We start from the raw sequence: 21562 nt of genomic DNA, 5'->3' as shown, positions 1-21562 counted from the left end.
CCCGGCACATTACACCAGCAGATAATGCGTTTCGGTGCCGATCTGCAGGGCCAGGCGCTGTAGGCTTTCGGCATCGATCACCGTCCAGATCGCCATGCCGGTGGGGCGGTAGATGATCTGCACGTCGCGCACATCGCCGTCGCCGCCCAGATCGACCCAGCGCAGTCCGATGTCGGCAATGCTGGCGGAGGGGCGCAGGAAAACAAACCTGTCCTCGGCCATGCCGTCGGTGATCCAGTCCGTGCCGGAGACGGTTCGACCATCATGCAGGAAAAGGTCGCTGCCGGGTCCGCCGATCAGCGTGTCATCCCCGGCGTCGCCATAAAGCCAGTCATTGCCGCTGCCGCCATCGATCAGATCGCCCGCGCTGCCGCCGCGCAACGTGTCGTTGGAACTGTCGCCCCGCAGCGTATCCGCGCCCGCGCCGCCCCAGATCCGATCATTGCCGCCGCCGCCCGACAGGCTGTCGGCCAGATCCGGGTCCAGTCCGCTCTCTGCCCCGCCGATGATCGTATCGTTTCCCGGTCCAGCCAGAACCGTATCCGCGCCCGCGCCCGCGTTGATCAGGTTGGCGCCGTCGCTGTCCGCGATCCGATCGTCGCCGGCGCCGCCCTTGATCGTGTCGTTGCCCGCCTCGCCCAGGATCGTGTCATTGCCAAGCGACCCGTTCACCCGATCATCGCCCTCTCCGGCCGCGATGCTGTCGGCATCGCGCCCGCCGCTGATCCGGTCGTTGCCCGCACCTGCCAGCACGGTATCGGCGCCGCTGGAGCCGTAAATCGTATCGTCGCCCGCGTTCCCAACGAGGGAATCGGCATTGAACCAGCCATTGAGCAGATCACCATCCATGCCCCCGATCAGCGTGTCATTGCCGTTGCCGCCGTCCAGCTTGTTCGCGCCATCCCCGCCGTCCAGAAAGTCGTTGCCGGCATCGCCGAAGATCGTGTCATTGCCGCCATCGCCCTCGATCACGTCGCGGCCCTCGCCGCCGCGGATCTGGTCGCTCGATCCGAGGCCGTGGATCGTGTCGTTGCCTCGACCGCCCAGCAAGGTGTCGCGGCCGATCGTGCCCTCCAGGACGCCACCGCTCTGACCGGCCTGCAGCCGTTCGCCATCGAGTTCGCCGAGCACGATCACCCGGTCGGGTAGGCCGAAGCCGAGCCCCGACCAGATATCGCCCAGCGACAGCGGTTGCCCGGTGCTGGAAACGATCTCGATCTCGATACCGAAATAGGTCAGCAGGATGCCGCGGCTGGTGGGCGTCGCGGTCAGCTGCGCGGTCGAATGCAGCATCGGCAGGCCGCTGAGGTCGATACGGTCGCCGGGGGTGTAATCCATCACATATTGCCGGTTGCCCGAGCTGCGGATCACGAAGAGGTCGTTGCCGTCGCCGCCGAACATCTGCGTGCTGCCCGGACCCGAGACCAGCACATCTTCTCCCGCGAGGCCCATCAGCGTATCCTGACCAGAGCTGTTCGAGATCAGCAGATCATCGCCCGCCGAGCCGTCGCGGCGCGTACTGCCGGTGACAGTCCCGTTCACGGTCGCGCCCAGATCGCCCAGATCGATGCGCAGAAGGCTCAGCCCCGTCTCGGCCCCGGAGGAAACGAACAGGCGAATTTCGCTGCCCACCACCGTCATCGCCAGCGCGGTGATATTCTCGAGCCCGAGGCCGGGTTCCTGTTCCAGCACCTGCAGCTGCACCAGCCGACCGTCGGGCAGAAGCGTGAACAAGGTCAGCCCGTCATCGCCACCGCCCGCCACCACGAAGACCCGCCCCTCGACCGCGACCGCCTTCAGCACGGTGAGGGTGCCGAACCGACTGTCGCGCGTGTCGAGCAGGTGATCGGTCGGGCGCAGGCTGCCGGTTGCCGTCAGCTCCATCACCGAAATCGTGCTGCTGCCGCCCGCGCCCAGCAGCACGAAAGTCTTGCCAAACGCGCTGACCGTGGCCATCGCCGTGGGATCGTTGACGCCAAGCCCGTTCGCGGCCCCAAGCGAACCGACCTGCACCAGGGTCCCGGTCGCGCCGATTGCATAGCAGGCGACGCCGTCGAAACTGCCATCGGCGCGCAACAGGAACTCCGTCCCTGCGACGCTCACCCGATCGAGCAGCACCTGTGTTGCCGAAGCCGCGCCCGAGGGGCTGGCCGTGGCAGAGACCCAGCGCGGAATGCCGTCGCGGTCGATCGCATAGCCGTTCAGCGCGCCGCTGATTGCATCGGCCACATAGATCATGTCGGCCCCGCTGGCGATTTCCGCCGTCAGCAGCCCGTTCTGCAGCCAGGGCGAATGCGCATCGTCGAGCCGCACCGTCGTCTGCCGGTCCAGATCGCCGGGCCCGGCGGAATTGCTGGTCAGCAGGTCCCCGCCCTGGGTGACGCCGAAGATGATCCGCGTGTAGCCGTTGAAGGTCGCCCAGGACAGATCGAGCACCGCCATCGAGGCGAGGCTGCCCGGGAAGTAGAAACTGTCGACGACATTGGGCACGGCGCCGCCATCGACCCGCCAGGCGACGATGCCGCCATTGCTGCCGGTCTCGCTGTAGAGGAACGTTCCCGAGGCCGTCACGGTGATCTCGAGCCGTTCGATATTCGTGTCGAGCAAAGAAAAACCAGACTCGAAACGTCTCGAAAACTCGATCCGCATCGTGTACCCTCTCTGTGAGCATATTGGGAACATAACGGAAACAATCCGCGTCGTCGCGGCGTGATTGTTTCGGAATTATTTAGAGTTTTCCCGAATTCGGCCCGGCTCCCGGTCTGGGGTGCGTCGCCGCCCCGCGCGTTCGGTGCTTGCCAAAGCGCGAGCGACGGGTCTAATCGGCACATGACCCAGTTTGCCCTTGCCGCCCTTGCCGCCACCCGCGCCCTGCGCACGCTCTTCGAGCCGACGCCGCTGCAGCGCAACGAATTCCTGTCCAAACGCTACGAGGCCGATATCTGGCTCAAGCGCGAGGATCTGACGCCGGTGCGCAGCTACAAGCTGCGCGGCGCCTTCACCGCGATGCGCAAGCTGCTGGAGGTCAACCCCGAGGCACGGCAGTTCGTCTGTGCCAGCGCGGGCAACCATGCGCAGGGCGTCGCCTTTGCCTGCCGCCATTTCGGTGTGCGGGGGACGATCTTCATGCCGGTGACGACGCCGCAGCAGAAGATCGACAAGACCCGCACCTTTGGTGGCGATGCGGTCGAGATCGTGCTGACGGGCGATTATTTCGATCAGACGCTGGCGGCTTCGCAGAAATTCTGTGCCGAGGTGGGGGCGCATTTCCTGTCGCCCTTCGACGATGAGAATGTGATCGAAGGTCAGGCCTCGGTCGGCGTCGAGATCCTCGATCAGCTCGGCAAGGCCCCCGATCTGGTGATCCTGCCGGTCGGTGGCGGTGGTCTGTCGGCGGGCGTCACGGGGTATCTGCGCGCGACGGCGCCGCAGACGCAGTATCGCTTCGTCGAGCCTTTGGGCGGCGCCAGTCTGACCGCGGCAGTGGCCGCGGGCGAGCCGGTGACGCTGAAACATGTCAACAGCTTCGTTGACGGCGCGGCCGTGGCCCGGATCGGGGCGCTGCCGCTTGCCGCGCTCGACTGGGTGACCCCCGCCGAGATCCTGCTCGCGCCCGAGGATCGGATCTGCCTGACCATGCTCGAGATGCTGAACCACGAGGGTATCGTGCTGGAACCGGCCGGGGCGCTGGCGCTGAACGTGCTGCCCGAACTGGCCGAAGAGATCCGCGGCAAGACCGTCGTCTGCCTGACCTCAGGCGGCAATTTCGACTTCGAGCGCCTGCCCGAGGTCAAGGAACGGGCACAGCGCTATTCGGGGCTGAAGAAGTATTTCATCCTGCGGATGCCGCAACGGCCCGGCGCGCTGCGCGAATTCCTGTCGATGCTCGGCCCCGAAGATGACATCGCGCGGTTCGAATATCTGAAGAAATCCGCCCGCAACTTCGGCTCGGTGCTGATCGGCATCGAGACGAAGCAGGCAGGCGCTTTTGATGCGCTGACGCAGAAATTGGATGCCGCGGGCTTCGATTACCGCGACATCACCGACGATTCGGCGATCGCCGAATTCCTGATCTGAGCCTCAGGCGGCGGACAGGAATTCGTCGACCCGGCCCATGAAGATGTCCTTCGAGCGGCCATAGCAGTCGAGCACGGCGGGAATGTCGACCGTCGCGGCATTGCCCGCGGCGCAGCGGCGTTCGCCGTCCTGACAGATGGCCCCGAAGTCGCGGAACCCCAGATTCCAGGCCGAACCCTTGAGGAAATGCAGCTCGTCGCCCAGCTTGTCGGGGCGGTGGCCAAGGTTCATCACCACATTCTCGACCTCGTCGAGAAAAAGCTCCAACACTTCGGCAAACCCTTCGGCGCCGATTTCGGATCGCAACTCGGCGACCCGTTCCCAATCGATCATCTTGCCCTCCACGGAGCCCTGTTCTTCACCACGGTCCGAGGCTACGGCCCATTCATTGCGGAAGGCTTAACCCTTGGCAGGATTACGATGATTCACCTGTTCTTAAGGTCGATCGCGGAAAGTGCGCCATGCATAGTTCCGGTGAGCCCGTGACCGATCCGATTTCCGACCGTCAAGACCCGACCCCCGTTTCCCAGACCGGCGCCGCGTTGCGTCGTGTGCTGGTCGTGGATGACAGCAAGATGCAGCGTCGTATCCTGTCCGCGCAGCTGTCGCGGTCGGGCTACGAAGTGCTGGAGGCGGGCACGGCGGAAGAGGCGCTGGAAATCTGCACCCAGATCGAACCCGATTTCGTGCTCTCCGACTGGATGATGCCCGGCATGTCCGGGATCGAATTTTGCCACAAGTTCCGGGCGATGCCGCGCGAGGGCTATGGCTATTTCATCCTTCTCACCTCGAAGACGGAAAAGAACGACGTTGCCGAGGGGCTGCAAAGCGGTGCCGACGATTTTCTCGCCAAGCCGGTGAACGGCGACGAGCTGCGGGCCCGGCTGACGGCGGGCGAGCGCATCCTGACGATGGAACATGCGATGAAGGAGAAGAACCGTCAGCTCTCCTCGGCGCTGGGCGAGTTGCAGACGCTCTACGATTCGATCGACCGCGATCTGGTCGAGGCCTGCAAGCTGCAGCAAAGTCTGGTCAAGGAACGCTTTCGCAGCTTCGGCAATGCGCAGGTCTCGCTGACGCTGCGGCCCTCGGGCCATGTCGGCGGCGATCTGGTGGGGTTCTTCCCGATCAACATTCGCCGCATCGGGCTTTACGGCATCGACGTGTCGGGGCATGGCATCACCTCGGCGCTGATGACGGCGCGGCTCGCGGGCTATCTGTCGGGCACCTCGCCCGAACAGAACATTGCGCTGATCCAGACCGAATTCGGCTTTTACGACGGCCGCGATCCGGCCGATCTGGCGGCCTATCTGAACACGCTCGTGCTCGAGGAAATGCAGACCGACAGCTATTTCACCCTGATCTATGCCGATGTGGACCTGATCTCGGGCAAGGTGGCGCTGGTGCAGGCGGGCCATCCGCATCCGGCGGTGCTGCGCGCCGATGGCTCGGTCGAGTTTCTGGGCGATGGCGGTCTGCCCGTCGGGTTGATCGAGGGCGCGCAATACGAGACGGTGACCACCAAGCTTGCCCCCGGCGACCGGCTTTTCCTTGGCTCGGACGGCATCACCGAAGCGGAACCGCCGCGGCGTCCGCAGATCGGGGAAGAGGGGCTCGCGATGCTGCTCAAGCGGCTTCACCTGCTGCGCGGCCCGGCGTTCCTCGATGCGCTTTACTGGGAGTTGCAGCGCATGACCTCGGAGAACCTGTCCGATGACGTCTCGGCGGTGCTGTTCGAATTCGACGGCGCCAAGGAAAACGTCGGTTAAGGCTCCCGCAGGGCTTCGCGCGACTTGTAGAGCGGCTTCAGCAGATATTGCAGCACGGTCTTCTGCCCAGTGTGCAGTTCGACCGTCGCCTGCATCCCCGGGCGGATTTCCAGACTGCGCTGCCGCTCGGTCATATGCGCCAGATCGACCCGCAGCGTCACCTTGTAATAGGGTTCGGCATCGGGCTTCTGCTCTTCCTTGAAAGTGTCGGCCGAGACGAAATGCACCGCCCCCTGCAGGCTGCCGAAGATCGTGTAATCATAGGCCGAGAGCTTGATCGTCGCATCCTGCCCGAGCTTGACGTTGGCGATGTCCTTGGGCGCGATCCGGGCGTCGATGAACAGCTCCTCGTCGAGCGGGATGATCTCCATGATCTCCTCGCCCGGCCGCACGACGCCGCCGATCGTCGTCACCGACAGCTTGTTGACGATCCCGTGCATCGGCGAGGTCAGGGTCGTGCGCTCCAGCTGATCCTCGGCCAGTTTCAGCTGTTGCCGCAGCGTGCCGAGCTTTTCCAGCGTCTCGGAATAATCCGAGGCGCGGTCCAGTTCCGCCTTGGTGGTGACGTCGTTCAGCTGCGCCTCGGCATCGGAATAGGCCTTGCGCGCCTTCGTCACCTCGATCAGCGGGGCGACGTCCTTTTCATACATCGCTTCCAGCATGTCCCGCTCGGCCTTGGCCTGTTTCAGGATCGCCTTCGCCCCGTCCCTGCGCGAAGAAATGTCGCTCAGCCGCGCCCGCAGCAGCGCCCGTTCCGAGGTCACGATCTCGGGCACCAGATCCTCCTGATCGAGGCTCGGTTCGAAATCGTCTTCCCCGTTCATCTCGGCCTCAAGCCGCAGCTTGCGGATTTCCAGCGCCGCGATCTGCGATTGCAGATCATCCACCTGCGTCTTGTAGGAGGTCTCGTGCAGCTTGCCGAGCATCGTCCCGGGTGAGACCTCGTCGCCCTCGGACACATTCAGCTCCGCCAGAATCCCGCCTTCGAGGTTCTGGATGATCTGCGGTTTCGACGAGGACACGATCTCCCCCGGGCCGCGCACGATCTGATCGACCGAGGCGAAGGCCGCCCAGACAAGGAAGGTCGCGATGGCAAGGCCGATCAGCCAGATCGTCCAGCTCATCCGCCGCGCGGCCGTGTTCACCGCCGAAGCGTCGACGGTGCTCATTTCGGACCCCCGGTTTTCGCCTTGGTCAGATGCGCCAGCACGGCATCGCGCGGCCCGTCGACCGCCATCCGGCCGCTTTGCAGGATCAGCGTCCGCGCCGTCAGGGCGAGGATCGGCACCCGGTGCGTGGCGATGATCGCGGTGCGGCCCTCAAGCCATGTTTCCAGCCGACTGACCAGCGTGGTTTCCAGCGTCGTGTCCAGCGCCGCCGTCGGCTCATCAAGGATCACCACCGAGGGGTCCTGCAACCAGAGCCGCGCCCAGCCGATCGACTGGCGTTGCCCGACCGAAAGCCCCTCGCCGCCGTCGCGGATCTCCAGATCGAGACCCTTGGGATGGGTGCGCAGGAAGGGGCCAAGCCCGGCGAAATCAAGCGCGCGGTAAAGCCGGTCTTCGTCGCGCTCCAGCTGGGTCAGGTTCAGGTTGTCGCGCAAGGTGCCGGAAAAGAGCCGCACGTCCTGCGACAGATACCCCACCGCCCGGCGCAGATCGCGCGGATGCAGCTGGCCCAGATCGACGCCATCCAGAAGCACCCGCCCGCCCGAGGGCTCGTAGATCCCGGCCAGAAGCTTCAGCAGCGTCGACTTGCCCGAGCCGTTCGCACCAAGGATCGCCACCCTTTGCCCGGGCGGAATCCGCAGCGCGGAAATGTCGACCGTGGCGGATCCGTCGGGATCATATTTGAACTCGAGCCCGCGCAGCTCGTATTCGCCCTCGATCCGCTCGGCGCGCAGATAGCTGCGGCTGGTTGCCTGCACCTGATCGGCCCCGGCAATCTCGTCGAGCCCCGTCAGCGCCGATTTCACATTCGCCCAGCGTGAGAGCGTGCCCGCCAGCTGCGTCAGCGGCGCCAGCGTGCGCGAGGTGAGAAGCCCGATGGCGATGATCGCGCCGACGGTGAGATCACCGTTGAAGACCATGTAGGCGCCGACCATCACCGCGGTCACATAGGTCGCCTGCTGCACCATCTGCGCCCAGTAGGTCAGCGCCGACGACAGCTTGCGGCTTTCCGAGGATTTCACCGCGGCGAGCGTCGTCAGCTCTTCCCAGACCCGCTTGAACCGATCCGCGCCCCGCTGGGTCGAGACGGTCTCGTGCTCGTAGATCGCCTCGTGCAGAAGCTTCGCCGCCCGGGCGGACGCTCCTTGCGTCGATTGCGTGATCTTCATCATCTTGCCCTGCATCAGGAAGCCGGGAACCACCATCAGGATGGCGCCCGCGACCAGCACCCAGACCAGATTGCCGCCGATCGAGGCGACAAGGGCCAGGAAGATGAAGATGAAGGGGATGTCGGCGATCGTGCCGATGGTCGAGGCGGTGAAGAACTCCCGCACCGAGGAAAATTCCCGCATCGCGGAAAACAGCTGGCTGGGCGAGCGGCGTCCGGGGACCGCCTTCATTCCCAGAAGCCGGTCCATCAGCAGGCTTTGCACCGTCAGTTCGATCTTGCGCCCGGCCAGATCCATCAGCCCCGAGCGGGCGAGTTTCAGCGCCATTTCGAAGATCAGCGCCAGCAGGGCGCCCAGCGCCAGCACCCAGAGCGTCGCCTCGGATTTGTGCGGGATGACGCGGTCATAGACCTGCATCGAGAACATCGACACCGCGACGGCGAGGATATTGGCAAAGAGCGAGCCGAGCGCGACCTCGACAAAGGCGCGGCGCTGGGCCTTGAAGGCGCCCCAGAACCAGTGCTCGGGCGTGCTGTCGGGGGCGTGCCGCTGTTCAAGCTGGCGCAGGCTGGTGCGGGCGCGGATGATCTTGCCCGAAAAGAACGGCGCAAATTCGGCCAGCGGCACTTCGGCGCGCTGATCCGGGCAGGTCTTGTCGTAGACGAAGAGCAGGTCGGCTTCCTGCTTGATCACCAGAACAAGCTGGCCCGAGGTCATCTGCGCCAGCGCGGGCCATTGCCCGGGCGAGAGACGGTCGATCGTCTCGACCGCGGCGGTCATCCCCGCGACGCGCAGCACGGCCGCGATGTGCTCGGGCTGGACTTCGCTCGCGTCGCCCCCGGTGACGGCGGCGGTGGCCTCGCCCACGGCCAGCAGCATCTGTTCAAGGATATCGGCGGCGGGCACCTGTGCGCCCAGAAGCCCGGCATAGGCCGAGGCCAGTTCCGCCCGGGCCCGCGCCCGTTTCGGGGCCTTGGGCGCAGTGGCAGAGGCCGGCACAGCTTTGGGCAAAACGCCTTCGGACGCCCCGCTGACACGGGCCGCATTCAAATCGAAAGCTATGACCCGGTCTGCCGCCAAAACCCCCTACACCGCCTCAGATGGTACCCCCGTCCACCAATATCCCGTGTTTGCGGGCAATTTCCAGCTTTATCAGCGCGATGTCATATTTCAGACCGGCCTGCGCATGGGCCATCTGGGCATAGCTTTCATACAGGCTCACGAGATCCATCAGGGTCCGCCGACCCATCTTGTATTGCTCGGTGAACATCTCGAGCCCGGCGCCGGTTTCGGCCACCACGGCGCCGTCGCGGGCTTCCTTGGCTTCCAGCGCTGCGATCTTGGCGCGCAGCGCCGCGATGTCCTGCGTGTCCGATTGCTCGGTCCGCGCCACCCGGGCCGCCGCCGCTTCCCGCGTCGCCGCCACGGCCTCCAGTTGCGCCTTGGTCCCGAAGCCCAACATCTGGTCGATGCCGACCGTCAGCCCGACATCCGGCGCGTCCGTTCCGACGCTCGCCTCGGCGCCGATCTTCGGCAGGTTCCCCGCGCGCGAGATTTGCGCCTCGGCTTCTGCGCGCTCGGCCTCGGCGCGCGATTTCGACACGGCCAGCGACCCGGGCAGGGGCTCGGGCAGGGCCAGGTCGCTCATCCCGACAAGCCCGTCGAGCGGCGCCGAGGTCATCGAACCCAATTGCGTCATCGCCGCCTGCGCCGTATCCCGGTCGGCCTGCGCCGTCGCCTGCATCTCGGACAGCTTTTGCGACAGCACCCGGGCCTCGGTCCCGTCCGACAGCCCGCCTTCGACGCGGATCTTCATGATCTCGTTGAAGTCATTCAGCTTCGCCACCGAGCGATCGGCCACTTCGGCCTGCTCGCGCGCCTTCAGCGCATTCACATAGGCCTTCAGACCCTCGGCGACGGTGTCGTTCATCTCGGTCGACAGCGAAACCGCCGCGACTTCGACATCGGCCGCCGCCGCTTCGCGCTCGGCTCGCTTGGCGCCATTGTCCCACAGCGTCTGGCTGATCAGAAGCTCCGCCGCCAGATCGCCCAATCGCGTCAGGCTGAGGCTCGGGCCGATCTGCGGCAGCCAGTTCTTCGATTTCGCCTGCGCCGTCAGCCGCGCCACGCGCAGCTCGGCCTTGGCCGTGCCCTTGGCATCGCGCAGCACCGCATCAGCCACCTGCGCATAGGGGCCGGAGGCGGGAAGGACAGACACCCGGCCCGACAGATCGGCGATGATCGCCGAGGTTTCGGCGGTGGTGCCGGGCTTGCCCGCCACCAGACTGGCCGTCGCAGGAGAGAAGGCCGAGCGCCCCGAGGGGAAGGGGGTCCCCTCCATACAGCCGCTCAGTCCCGTCGCTATCAGTGCCGCCGCCGACATCCGGGCCACGGTGGAGGCCCGGAGAAGCGGCGCGAAGCTGCTTTTCCGGGTCATGGGGGCACCGTCAGATCGTCACGTTGGTGATCGAGTCATCGATCAGCAGACGGCTGCCCTCGTCGCCCAGCGTGTAGATGCTGAAGGTGTGCCCGTTGATCGACGCGGTTTCGCCCGTATCGGTCGCGCCGGTCGCGATGATGTGGTCGTTGGCGTCGCCGGCGACGATCAGATCATTGTCGCCACCGGTCAGCGATTGCAACTGATCGGCCGTGATCGTCAGGTTCACCGAGGCATGGTGCAGGTCGATCGAGGCGAAGTCGAACTGGCTCAGCCCGTCATTGTTCAGATCCATCGTCACGGTGCCGTTCGGGTTCACGACAAGCAGCGTCGAGGCCTCGTTGCCCGCGGTATCGCCGTCGCTGACCACCAGGAACTGGCCATCCGGCACGCGGTTGAACGAGTAGTACTCGTCATCGCTGGCGGTGATCGTCGGTTCGCTGTCGCGCAGCAGGGTCACGGTGCCGTCGGCATCGATGGTGTTGATCACATAGTGATCGCCCTCGCTGACATCGGCATAAAGACCGCGGGTGCCGTTGCCGTTGTTCGTCACGTCGCCGATCTGCGGTGCATCCGGGGCCACGAGGTCGTAATCGAAGCTGCCAGAGGTCGTCGCAGTGTTCTGCGCCGCATCGGTGGCCACGGCGGTGTAGTCCATCGAGCCCGAGCCGCCCGGCAGGTCCGAGGTCGTGAAGACCGCCGACCAGGTGCCGTCGCCATTGGCCGAGACCGTCTGCGTCGCGCCATTCTCGAGCGTCACGGTGACCGTCGAGCCCGCTTCGACCGTGCCGGTGATCGCGAAGCCCGCTTGCGCCTCGGCATGGTTCACCACATTGTCGCTCGTCACCGAATTGGCCGCGGTGAAGTTGCGCACCACCGGGTCGATGTCGATCAGGCTCGTCTGCGTCGCGGTGTTGCCATAGGGGTCGGTGGCATTCACCGTCAGCTGCACGTTGTTGGTTTCGCTCGTCGGAATGTCCGCGGCCGGAACCGTCGCCGACCAGGTGCCATCCGAATTCACCGCAGCGGTGACGATCCGGCCCGAGGCCAGCTGCACGGTGACGGTTGAGCCCGCCTCGACGATGCCCTCGATCACCAGCCCGCCCGAGGCCTCGGCGGCATTCACCACGCCATCGGTGCCGGGGGTGTCGGTCCAGTGCGAGAGCGGCGACACCTCGGTGTCGACGTCGATCATGTGCGTCGTCGTCGCGGTGTTGCCCGCAAGGTCGGTCGCGGTGACCGTGGCCGTTGCGGAGTAGGTGCCCGCGGCATATTCACTCGAGGAGAACGCGGCGCTCCAGCGCCCGCTCGCATCGGCGGTCACGGTGCGGCTGCCGGTGCCGAAGTCGACCACCACCGAGGCGCCCGCCTCGGCCGTGCCGCTGAGCACCAGATTGCCCGCGGCGCGTTCGGCCGCATTCACCAGATCGTCGCCACCGGACAGGTTGGAGTCGACGCTGACGCTGGTTTCGGTATCGACCACCAGCGTGTCGGTGATCGTGGTGACGTTGCCATGGATGTCGGTCGCGGTGACCGTCATGCCCTGGGTATATTCCCCGTTCGGCAGATCGCTCGTCGGGAAGGTCACGCTCCAGCTGCCATCCGTGGCAACGGTCGTGGTCTGCTGATGGCCCGCGATGGTGACGGCGATGCTCGCCCCCGCCTCGCTGGTGCCGCCGATGGTGATGCCGTCAGCATATTCGGATGCATTCTCGACATCGCCGGTTGATTGCGCGCCCCCGGTGATCTCGACCTCGGGGCGGGTCATGTCGATCAGGTAGTCTGGGCCGTCGAGGTTGTAGACGGTGCCATCGGGCGCCGTCACGACGACGCTTGCCGAATAATCGCCATCTGCCGGGAAGGTCGAGCCGGAGAAGCTCACCTCCCAGGTGCCTTCGGTGCCGACGGTCACGGTCATGGTCTCGCCGCCAAGCGTCACGACCACGGTCGAGCCCGCCTCGCCGGTGCCAGAGACGGTCGCCTCGGCCTCGGTGTTGGTGGTCAGCGTCGCATGATCGCGCTCATCGACGGTTGGCGTCGGATGCGTCGGGTCGGTGGGATCGGTCGGCACTGTCGGGTCGGTCGTGTCCGTCGGATCGGTGACGTCGGTCGGGTCAGTCACATCCGTCGGATCGGTGACGTCGGTCGGGTCAGTCACATCCGTCGGATCGGTGACGTCGGTCGGGTCGGTCACATCCGTCGGATCGGTGACGTCCGTCGGGTCAGTCACGTCCGTCGGATCGGTGACGTCCGTCGGATCGGTGACGTCGGTCGGATCGGTGACGTCGGTCGGATCGGTGACGTCGGTCGGATCGGTGACGTCGGTCGGGTCAGTCACGTCCGTCGGATCGGTGACGTCGGTCGGGTCAGTCACGTCGGTCGGATCGGTGACGTCGGTCGGGTCAGTCACGTCGGTCGGATCGGTGACGTCGGTCGGGTCGGTGACGTCGGTCGGATCGGTGACGTCGGTCGGGTCGGTCGTGTCCGTCGGGTCGGTGACGTCGGTCGGGTCGGTCGTGTCCGTCGGATCAGTGACGTCGGTCGGGTCGGTCACATCCGTCGGGTCGGTGACGTCGGTCGGGTCAGTCACATCCGTCGGGTTGGTGGTATCCGTCGGGTCGGTCGAGCCGCCGCCGCTATCGCTGCCAACGAGGCCGAGACCGGCCAGACCCGCCGCGGCCCAGCCCAGCGGGCCAAGCGCCAGCGCGGCCGGGGCAAAGGCCGCCATACCGGTCGTGTCATCGCCCGCCGGGCCGATGATCTCGTCGCCATCCAGGAAGGCAAGCTGCTCGTTCGGGCTCCATTTGCCCATCACTTCCGGGGTGCCGTAATCGGCATAGATCACGCCGTCGCCGCCCGCATCCACCGTCACCGGGGTCAGCTCGCCGTTCGAGGAGATGCAAAGCTCTCCATGCGCCGGGTAGAAGCCCGACAGCGTGATCGTGCGACCATCGACCAGAACGATCTCCAGATCGTCGCCGTCCCGCATGTATTTCAGGATGCTGGTCTTGTTCAGGTTCAGCGAAATCTCGTCGCCGGTTCCCACCTGAATGAAATCGCTCGCGCCATCACCGGCCACAGAGCCCCGAGAAATACCGCCCATAGAATCACGGACGACAAAGTCGACTGACTTCACCATTATACTGCTCCGCCTCGAACATGGCCCGGCTCTTGCGACCGGCTGACAACTCTTGAAGGCCGAATACCCCAAATTGGGCACAAAGGCTAGTAATAATTATTAACGCGGAAACAATTGGGAGTTGAGGCGACCAAGTGATGCAGGGCGCGCACGCCAATTAACCTATATTTTGTAGGACTTTGGCGAGGAAGTGCCTGTCGCCGGAGTTGGCGAGCGCGGCCAGAGCCTCGCCTCCGGACATCCAATGCGCGACATGTCCGGCTTCGGTCGGCGGCCCCAATCGCAGCGCCGGACGCGCAATATAGACGTGGCAGATCTTTTCGGCCCAAATATTGTATTCCGGCATATAGGTGAAGCGCCGATAGGCCCCCAACCGCCGATGCCCGGTGATCGACCAGCCGGTCTCCTCGTAAACCTCGCGGTTCAGGGCGGTCAGCGGCCCTTCGCCGGGGTCGATGCCACCGCCGGGCAGCTGGAACTCGGGCTTCGGCTCGGCCTGATGCGTCAGCAGGAACCTGTTGCCCTGCACCAGCACCGCATAGGCCCCCGGCCGCTGCCTGTAGCGCTGCCCCGAGACCACCCGTTCGCCAAACCGCCGCATTTTCGCACATCCTCTGTTGGGGGAACCGGTTGCCCCGCCTATATAGGCACGGTATGCCAGCCCAAGGGCTGCTCGAAAACCCCCGGGAACCAGATGACACCGCTTTCGCAAATCGCATGGGACGATACCGTCCTGCCGTTCCAACTCGACCGCTCGGATGTGCGCGGCCGCATCGCCCGCCTTGATGGCGTGCTGGAAGACGTGCTGCGCCAGCACGACTATCCGGCCATCGTCGAGGGGCTGGTGGCGGAAATTGCCCTGCTGACGGCGCTGATCGGGCAGACGATGAAGCTGCGCTGGAAGCTCTCGCTGCAGGTCCGCGGCAAGGGGCCGATCCGCATCCTGGCCACCGACTATTACGCGCCCACCGAAGAAGGTGCCTCCGGCCGCATCCGCGCCTGGGCGAGTTTCGATCCGGAGCGGCTCGATGAAAGCGCCGATGCCTTCAGCCAGATTGGCGAAGGGTATCTGGCCGTGCTGATCGACCAGGGCGAAGGCATGCTGCCCTATCAAGCCATGACGCCGCTCGCCGGTGGCTCGCTTTCGGCCTGTGCCGAAACCTATTTTGCCCAGTCCGAACAGCTGCCGACGCGGTTCCAGCTCGCCTATGGCCGCTCGACCGAGGCGGGTCAGGCCGAGCGCTGGCGGGCCGGCGGGGTGATGCTGCAGATGATGCCGTCCTCGCCCATCGCTGCCCGCGAAGGCTCGGGCGAGGGCGGGCTGCTGCGCCACGCCGACATTCTGGCCGGGGCCGAGGACGAGAACTGGACCCGCGCCAATGTGCTGCTCGACACGGTCGAGACGATGGAGCTGATCGGCCCGTCGGTCGGGCTGACGAACCTGCTGGTGCGGCTCTTCAACGAGGAAGTGCCGCGGGTCTATGATCCGACGCCGGTGCGGTTCGGCTGCACCTGTTCGGAAGATCGGGTCCGCACCAGCCTCTCGATCTATTCGGCGCGCGACATCCGGCACATGACGACGGCGGACAACACCGTGACCGCCGATTGCCAGTTCTGTGGCGCCCATTACGTCTTCGACCCGCTGACGCTGGGCTTCGAAGCGCAGAAGAACGCCGATGGCAGTCCGAAAGAAGCCGCGGATGGCTGAGGGTTTCACGCCCCTTCTTGCCGCTTTGGCGCGGCCGGGGCGGCCCTCGTCGGATTATGACCTGAACCCGGAAACAGACTTGCCCGCGGGGCGCGTGCTGCGGCCCGCGGGCGTTCTGATCGTCTTCGAGGAGACGCCCGCGGGGTTGCAGCTGTATTTGACCAAGCGCGCCTCGCATCTGCGCCACCATCCGGGGCAGATCGCCTTTCCGGGCGGCAAGGTCGATCCCGCCGATGATGGCCCGGTCGCTGCGGCGCTGCGCGAGGCGGAAGAAGAAATCGGCCTGCCGCGGGAAAACGTCGAAATTCTGGGTGTTCTCGAGCCGCATGAAACCGTGACCGGCTTTCTGGTCACCCCGGTTCTGGCGCGGCTCGTCGCGCCCTTCACCCCACGCCCCGACCCCTCCGAAGTGGACGAGGTCTTCACCGTGCCCTTCGCGCATCTTGCGTCACGCCGGTTCCGGGTCGAAAGCCGCCGCTGGCGCGGCCGGATGCGACACTACTATGTTGCGCCCTTCGGCCCCTATTACATCTGGGGCGCCACCGCGCGGATGCTGCGGGCGCTGTGCGACCGGATGGGCCGATGAAGATCGCGGGCGACTGGCTTTCGGCGGGCCATGTGCAGAAGGTCCTGGCGATGCTCGCGGGCGGCGGGTATCAGGCGCTGCTGGTCGGCGGCTGCGTGCGCAATGCGGCTCTGTTTCAGCCTGTTGCCGATATCGACATCGCCACCGATGCCCCGCCCGAGCGGGTGATCGAACTGGCGAAAGCCGCCGGGCTGAAGCCGGTGCCGACGGGCATCGATCATGGCACGGTGACCGTCGTTGCCGATCATGTCGGCCACGAGGTCACCACCTTCCGCCGCGATGTCGAGACCTTCGGCCGTCATGCGACGGTCGCCTTTTCGACCGATATCCACGACGACGCCGCGCGGCGCGATTTCACCATGAACGCGCTTTACGCGACGGCCGATGGCACGGTCCTTGACCCGCTGGGTGAGGGGCTGGCCGATCTGGCGGCGCGAAGGCTGCGCTTTGTCGGCGACCCGGCGCAGCGCATCACCGAGGATTACCTGCGCATCCTGCGTTTCTTCCGTTTTACCGCCTGGTACGGCGATCCCGAACAGGGGATGGATGCCGAAGGTCTGGCTGCCTGCGCCGCGTTTTCTGCTGGAATAGAGACGCTTTCGCGCGAACGCATCGGCCATGAGATGCGCAAGCTTCTCGCTGCCCCCGATCCCGCGCCCGCCGTCTGCGCGATGCAGGCGAGCGGTGTGCTCATGCAGGTCCTGCCGGGGGCCGAGGCGCAGTTTCTGGCGCCGCTCGTGCATCTGGACGGGGATCTTCCGCCCGATCCGATCCGCCGTCTGGCGGTTCTGGGCGGTGCCGATGTGGCGTCGCAGCTGCGCCTGTCGAAAGCCGAGGCAAGGCGGCTCGAACGCTTGCGGGACGCTTTGGCCGATCCGGGGTCCGACGCTGAACTTGGCTATCGTTACGGGGCCGAGATCGCCCGCGATGCGCTTTTGATCCGCGGCGCCTCTCTGGGGCAGGACATCCCCGAATTGAGCCTGAACAGGGTCGCATTCGGCGCCGCGCAGCGCTTCCCGGTCACCGCGTCCGACCTGATGGCCACTTATCAGGGCCCGGCCCTTGGTGCGAAGCTGAAAGAACTGGAGGCGCGCTGGATCGCCTCGGGCTTCTCGCTTTCGCGTGAGGCGCTGCTTGCCGAGGACGGCTGAGCTTTCCCTTTCGCCGTCGCCCGCTATATTTGAGGGCGAAAGGACCTCCGATGATTGACGCCTTCCTGCCTGCCGAGGGACCGCCCCCCTCGCGACTGACCCCGTTTCTGCGCTGGTGCCTGAAGGGCGCCTGGCCCGCTGTCTGGATTGCCGCCCTTGCCTCGTCGCTGGCAGGCTCGATGGAGGTGGGGGCCGCCTGGCTTCTGGGGCTGGTCATCGACAGCGTCGTCAGCGCCGATCCGGCGACCTATGCGGGGCAGCATCTGTGGCTGCTCTTCGCCTTTGTCGTCTTCTATCTGGTGATCCGGCCGGGGGCCTTTGGCCTCTCCACCTGGACGACGAACATGCTGGTGGCGCCCAATGTCATGCCGCAGGTCCTGTCGCGGCTGCATCGCTGGACGATGGGCCATTCGGTCACCTTCTTCGACAATGATTTCGCCGGCCGTATCGCGCAAAAGCAGATGCAGACCGCCCGCGCGGTGACCGATGTGGTGTCCGAAATCATCGGCACGGTCTTCTTCGCGCTCGCCTCGATCATCGGCTCGGTGGTGCTTCTGGCCGGGATCGACGGCTGGGGCGCGCTGTCGCTGGCGCTGTGGCTGGTGTTCTACTTGGCTTTGATCCGCGCCTTCCTGCCCCATGTCCGGGGGCGGTCGAAGGCCCGCGCCTCGGCCCGCGCGATGGTGACGGGGCAGGTCGTCGACACGATCACCAACATCAAGACGGTGAAGCTCTTCGCCCATGCCGATCACGAAGACCGTGTGGCCTTGGGCGCGATGGAGGGGTTCCGCACCGCCACCAAGCGCTTCGGCGTCACCACCACCTGGTATCGGCTGAGCCAGATCACCTTTTCGGGCCTGTTGCCGATCCTGCTCGTGGGCGGCGCGATGCTGATGTGGCGCAAGGGCGCCGCGACGCCGGGCGACATCGCCGCCGCGGGCGCCGTCGCGATGCGGATCGCGCAGATGTCGGGCTGGGTGTCGCAATCGCTGATGGCGCTCTGGTCGAACGTCGGCGAGGTCGAGGATGGCATGCGCACCCTCACACCCGCCCATGCGATCACCGACGCGCCGGGCGCGCAGGTGCTGGGCCGGGTCAAGGGCGAGGTCCGGTTCGAGGCCGTCAGCTTTGCCTATGGCCGCGAAAAGGGCGGTATCGACGGGGTGGATCTGGCGATCAAGCCGGGCGAACGCATCGGTATTGTCGGCGCCTCCGGGGCGGGGAAATCGACGCTCGTCTCGCTGTTGCTCAGGCTCTATGACACCGAAAAAGGCGCGGTGACGATCGATGGCGTCGACCTGCGCGAAGTCACGCAGGAAAGCCTGCGCCGCAACATCGGGATGGTCACGCAGGAAACCGCGATGTTCAACCGCTCGGCGCGGGAGAACATTCTTTATGGTCGCCCCGACGCGAGCGATGCCGAGATGATTGCCGCGGCGCAGGCCGCCGAGGCGCATGAGTTCATCCTTGGGCTGGTCGATCACACCGGCAAGACCGGCTATGATGCGGCGCTGGGCGAGCGCGGGGTGAAGCTTTCCGGCGGGCAACGGCAGCGCATCGCCTTGGCTCGGGCCTTCCTGAAGAACGCCCCCATTCTGGTGCTGGACGAGGCCACCTCGGCGCTGGACAGCGAGGTGGAGGCCGCGATCCAGAAGGCGCTTCGCCGGGTGATGGAGGGCAAGACGGTTCTGGCCATCGCGCACCGGCTTTCCACCATCGCGGAAATGGACCGGATCGTCGTGCTGGATCAGGGGCGCATCGTCGAGGAAGGCAGCCATGCCGAACTCTTGGCGCAGAACGGGCTTTATGCGCGCTACTGGAACCGGCAGTCGGGGGGCTTCCTGGGCACCGACGAGGAAGAGGCCGAGGAGATGCTCGGCATCGAAGCCGCGCAATAGGCTTGGCGGGCGCGGCCCCATCGGCTAAGCGGGCGCAAAGGAGCCCGCCCATGTCATTCACCATCGACCGTCTCTCCCTGCTTGCCGATGGCGTCGCCCACGGGCCCGAAGGCACCGTGCATGTGGCGATGGCGCTGCCGGGCGAGGTGGTCGAGGGCACGGTCGAAAACGGGCGCATTGCGGCGCCGTCGATCGTCACCCCCTCGCCCGAGCGGATCAAGGCGCCCTGTCCGCAGTATCGCGCCTGCGGGGGCTGTCTGCTTCAACATGCCTCGGACAGTTTCGTGGCGGGCTGGAAGGCGCAGGTGGTGGAAACCGCGCTCGCCGGGCGCGGCATTGCGGTCAAGATCGACCGCGTCGAAACCTCGCCCGAGTTTTCGCGTCGTCGCGCCACCTTTTCCGGGCGGCGCACGAAAAAGGGCACGCTGGTCGGCTTTCATGCTCGCGCCTCGGATACGGTGGTCGAGGTGCCGAACTGCCGGATCCTGCGGCCGGAATTGCTTGCCGTTCTGCCCGCGCTGCACGAGATGACCGCGGCGGGTTCCTCGCGCAAGGGCGAGATCTCCTTTGCGGTCACGCTCTCGGAAGCCGGGCTGGAAATCGCGGCCAAGGGCGGCAAGGAGATGGACCCCGCGCTGTTTCAGACCCTCGCGGGGCTGGCCGAACGGCATGATTTCGCCCGCCTCAGCTGGGATGCCGACACGGTCGCCGCCCGCCGTCCGGCGCTGCAAAGCTTTGGCGCGGCGCGGGTCAACCCGCCGCCCGGGGCCTTCCTGCAGGCCACCGCCGCGGGCGAGGCCGCCCTGGTCGATTTCGTGCGCAAGGCCACCGAAGGCGCGGCGAAGGTCGCTGATCTCTTCGCCGGTTGCGGCACCTTTGCCCTGCCGCTCGCCGCCACGGCCGAGGTTCATGCCGTCGAAAGCGAAGCGGCGATGCTGATGGCGCTCGACAAGGGCTGGCGCACTGCGCAGGGGCTGAAGCGGCTCACCCATGAGGCCCGCGATCTGTTCCGCCGCCCGCTTCTGCCCGACGAGATTGACCGCTTCGACGCCGTGGTGATCGACCCGCCGCGGGCCGGGGCCGAGGCGCAGGTGGCCGAGATTGCGGCGTCAAAGCTGCGCAACCTGACCTATGTCTCCTGTAACCCGGTGACCTTTGCCCGCGATGCCGAGCGGCTGGTGCAGGCGGGCTTTGAACTGACCCACGCAATCGTGGTCGATCAGTTCCGCTATTCCGCGCATATCGAGCTTGCGGCACGCTTTCGGCGGACGTAAGGCCATCGCGCCCGGCCGATCTTTCTGCTAAGCTGGGCGCAACCATAATACCAACACGATACCGGCAGCACACAGGCACGTCATGAACCGTCGCACGCTTCTTCTGGGGCTTTCGAGCCTCACTCTTCTGGCCGCTTGCGGCGGCGATTCCGCGAAATTCCGGCATTACTCCGGCCCGCCCGTCACGCAGATCCAGGTCTTCAAGCGCAAGCGCAAGATGTTCCTGTTCTCGGGCGAGGAGATCGTCGCGAAATACAAGATCGCGCTCGGCGGCAATCCGGTCGGCAAGAAGCACTTCGAGGGCGACGGCAAGACGCCCGAGGGGCTTTACTACATCTCGATGCACAATCCGAATTCGGCCTATCACCTGTCGCTGCGGGTGTCCTATCCGAACGCCGAAGACGTGGCCTTTGCCGAGGCGCACGGCCGCAAGCCCGGCGGCGACATCATGATCCACGGCCAGGGGCGCCGGTATCGCGGCACCCGCGGCGACTGGACGGCGGGTTGCATCGCCGTGAAGGACGCCGAGATCGAGCAGATCTTCTCGATGGTGCCGAATGGCACGCCGATCTTCATCTTCCCCTGATCCGGGTGACCCGGACATGCAAAAGGCCCCCGCGGGGGCCTTTTTCGTATCGGGCGGTGCCGGAGTTACTGGCCGGTGACCATCGTCCACCAGATCTTGCCCGAGGGTTCCTGATACCAGGAAAAGCCCATCTGCGTCGCCGCCGGGTTCAGGATCACGTCGCGCGTGTCGGCCAGCGCCATCCAGGCGGACAGCGTCTCGGTCTCGGTCTCGTAGGTCTCGGAGATGTTCTCGCCCAGGAACTGGCCCATGAAGCCCGCGCGCTGCACGCGCTGGATCGGCGAAGACCCGTCCGAGCCCCAGTGCCACGGCCGGTTCTGGTCGGCCATGTCGCGCGAGTGACGCTCGGCCGCGGAATTCAGCGAGGGGTTCAGCGCCAAGGGGGCGGTGCCGCGGGCAGAGCGCAGCGTGTTGACGGCCTCGAGCACGCGCACCGGGATCTCTTTCGCGTCCCCCTTGGAGATACGGTACATTTTCGGCAGCGGCTTGCCATCCGGCCCGATCTGTTCGCCGGACGTGGTGCAGCCGAAAAGAGCAAGACTTGCCGCAATGAGCAGGGCGGTTGCGCGGATCATGGTATTCCCCCGGGGTTTGAGCGG

Annotated in this window: 16 protein-coding genes; 8 read left to right on the top strand and 8 right to left on the bottom strand. The window is 65.9% G+C overall.

Going from position 1 to position 21562, the window contains the following annotated elements; genetic code table 11:
- Positions 1-9: 9 nt before the first annotated feature.
- Entirely contained in the window at positions 10-2607 is a 2598-nt protein-coding gene (locus C8J30_RS03835; protein WP_181420765.1) for a calcium-binding protein, read from the bottom strand.
- Positions 2608-2829: 222 nt separating this feature from the next.
- Between C8J30_RS03835 and ilvA the strand changes: the two genes are divergently transcribed.
- Complete coding sequence (gene ilvA, locus C8J30_RS03830; RefSeq protein WP_110804411.1) at positions 2830-4077, top strand: threonine ammonia-lyase IlvA; 1248 nt, start codon at positions 2830-2832, stop codon at positions 4075-4077.
- A 3-nt stretch (positions 4078-4080) separates the two neighbouring features.
- On the opposite strand, the gene C8J30_RS03825 is transcribed toward ilvA, so the two are convergent.
- The gene (locus C8J30_RS03825) at positions 4081-4410 is read right to left on the bottom strand and encodes an Hpt domain-containing protein (protein ID WP_110804701.1); all 330 of its coding nucleotides are present in this window, start codon (positions 4408-4410) and stop codon (positions 4081-4083) included.
- Between the two features lie 128 nt (positions 4411-4538).
- Between C8J30_RS03825 and C8J30_RS03820 the strand changes: the two genes are divergently transcribed.
- On the top strand, positions 4539-5846 hold the full coding sequence (locus tag C8J30_RS03820; protein ID WP_245909700.1) for a PP2C family protein-serine/threonine phosphatase: 1308 nt from the start codon (positions 4539-4541) through the stop codon (positions 5844-5846).
- Here C8J30_RS03820 and C8J30_RS03815 read toward each other — a convergent pair.
- From C8J30_RS03815 to C8J30_RS03795, 5 genes are all read right to left on the bottom strand, one after another.
- Positions 5843-7015 (bottom strand): HlyD family type I secretion periplasmic adaptor subunit, encoded by a 1173-nt coding sequence (locus C8J30_RS03815; RefSeq protein WP_110804410.1) that lies wholly within the window; start codon positions 7013-7015, stop codon positions 5843-5845. The genes C8J30_RS03820 and C8J30_RS03815 overlap by 4 nt on opposite strands.
- Positions 7012-9195: an ATP-binding cassette domain-containing protein gene (locus C8J30_RS03810; RefSeq protein ID WP_245909699.1), complete on the bottom strand. Its 2184-nt coding sequence runs from the start codon at positions 9193-9195 to the stop codon at positions 7012-7014. The genes C8J30_RS03815 and C8J30_RS03810 overlap by 4 nt, the downstream gene beginning before the upstream one ends.
- 85 nt (positions 9196-9280) lie before the next feature.
- Positions 9281-10621, bottom strand: coding sequence for a TolC family protein (locus tag C8J30_RS03805; protein ID WP_110804408.1), 1341 nt, complete (start codon positions 10619-10621; stop codon positions 9281-9283).
- Between the two features lie 10 nt (positions 10622-10631).
- A complete protein-coding gene (locus C8J30_RS03800) occupies positions 10632-13724 on the bottom strand; it encodes an Ig-like domain-containing protein (protein ID WP_181420763.1) in 3093 nt (1030 codons plus the stop codon).
- 193 nt (positions 13725-13917) lie between these two features.
- Complete coding sequence (locus tag C8J30_RS03795; RefSeq protein WP_110804406.1) at positions 13918-14361, bottom strand: NUDIX hydrolase; 444 nt, start codon at positions 14359-14361, stop codon at positions 13918-13920.
- Between the two features lie 93 nt (positions 14362-14454).
- On the opposite strand from C8J30_RS03795, the gene hslO reads away from it, so the two are divergent.
- The 6 genes from hslO (at position 14455) to C8J30_RS03765 (ending at position 20963) form a co-directional block, all read left to right on the top strand.
- Entirely contained in the window at positions 14455-15468 is a 1014-nt protein-coding gene (hslO, locus tag C8J30_RS03790; protein WP_110804405.1) for an Hsp33 family molecular chaperone HslO, read from the top strand.
- Entirely contained in the window at positions 15461-16054 is a 594-nt protein-coding gene (locus tag C8J30_RS03785) for a CoA pyrophosphatase (RefSeq protein WP_110804404.1), read from the top strand. The genes hslO and C8J30_RS03785 overlap by 8 nt, the downstream gene beginning before the upstream one ends.
- Positions 16051-17205: a CCA tRNA nucleotidyltransferase gene (locus C8J30_RS03780; protein WP_110804403.1), complete on the top strand. Its 1155-nt coding sequence runs from the start codon at positions 16051-16053 to the stop codon at positions 17203-17205. Before C8J30_RS03785 ends, C8J30_RS03780 begins: the two co-directional genes overlap by 4 nt.
- A 50-nt stretch (positions 17206-17255) precedes the next feature.
- Complete coding sequence (locus C8J30_RS03775; protein ID WP_110804402.1) at positions 17256-19103, top strand: ABC transporter ATP-binding protein; 1848 nt, start codon at positions 17256-17258, stop codon at positions 19101-19103.
- Positions 19104-19153: 50 nt separating this feature from the next.
- On the top strand, positions 19154-20377 hold the full coding sequence (locus tag C8J30_RS03770) for a class I SAM-dependent RNA methyltransferase (protein WP_110804401.1): 1224 nt from the start codon (positions 19154-19156) through the stop codon (positions 20375-20377).
- A gap of 82 nt (positions 20378-20459) precedes the next feature.
- Positions 20460-20963, top strand: a complete 504-nt coding sequence (locus tag C8J30_RS03765; RefSeq protein ID WP_110804400.1) for a L,D-transpeptidase family protein — start codon at positions 20460-20462, stop codon at positions 20961-20963.
- A 65-nt stretch (positions 20964-21028) separates the two neighbouring features.
- Here the strand turns inward: C8J30_RS03765 and C8J30_RS03760 are convergent, their stop codons facing one another.
- Positions 21029-21538: a CAP domain-containing protein gene (locus C8J30_RS03760; protein WP_110804399.1), complete on the bottom strand. Its 510-nt coding sequence runs from the start codon at positions 21536-21538 to the stop codon at positions 21029-21031.
- Between the last annotated feature and the right edge of the window lie 24 nt (positions 21539-21562).

It is taken from the genome of Rhodobacter viridis (assembly GCF_003217355.1).
In the GTDB taxonomy this organism is placed as follows: Bacteria; Pseudomonadota; Alphaproteobacteria; order Rhodobacterales; family Rhodobacteraceae; genus Rhodobacter; species Rhodobacter viridis.
The sequence above is the reverse complement of the archived record's forward strand: the minus strand, read 5'-3'. Positions and strand labels throughout refer to the sequence as shown.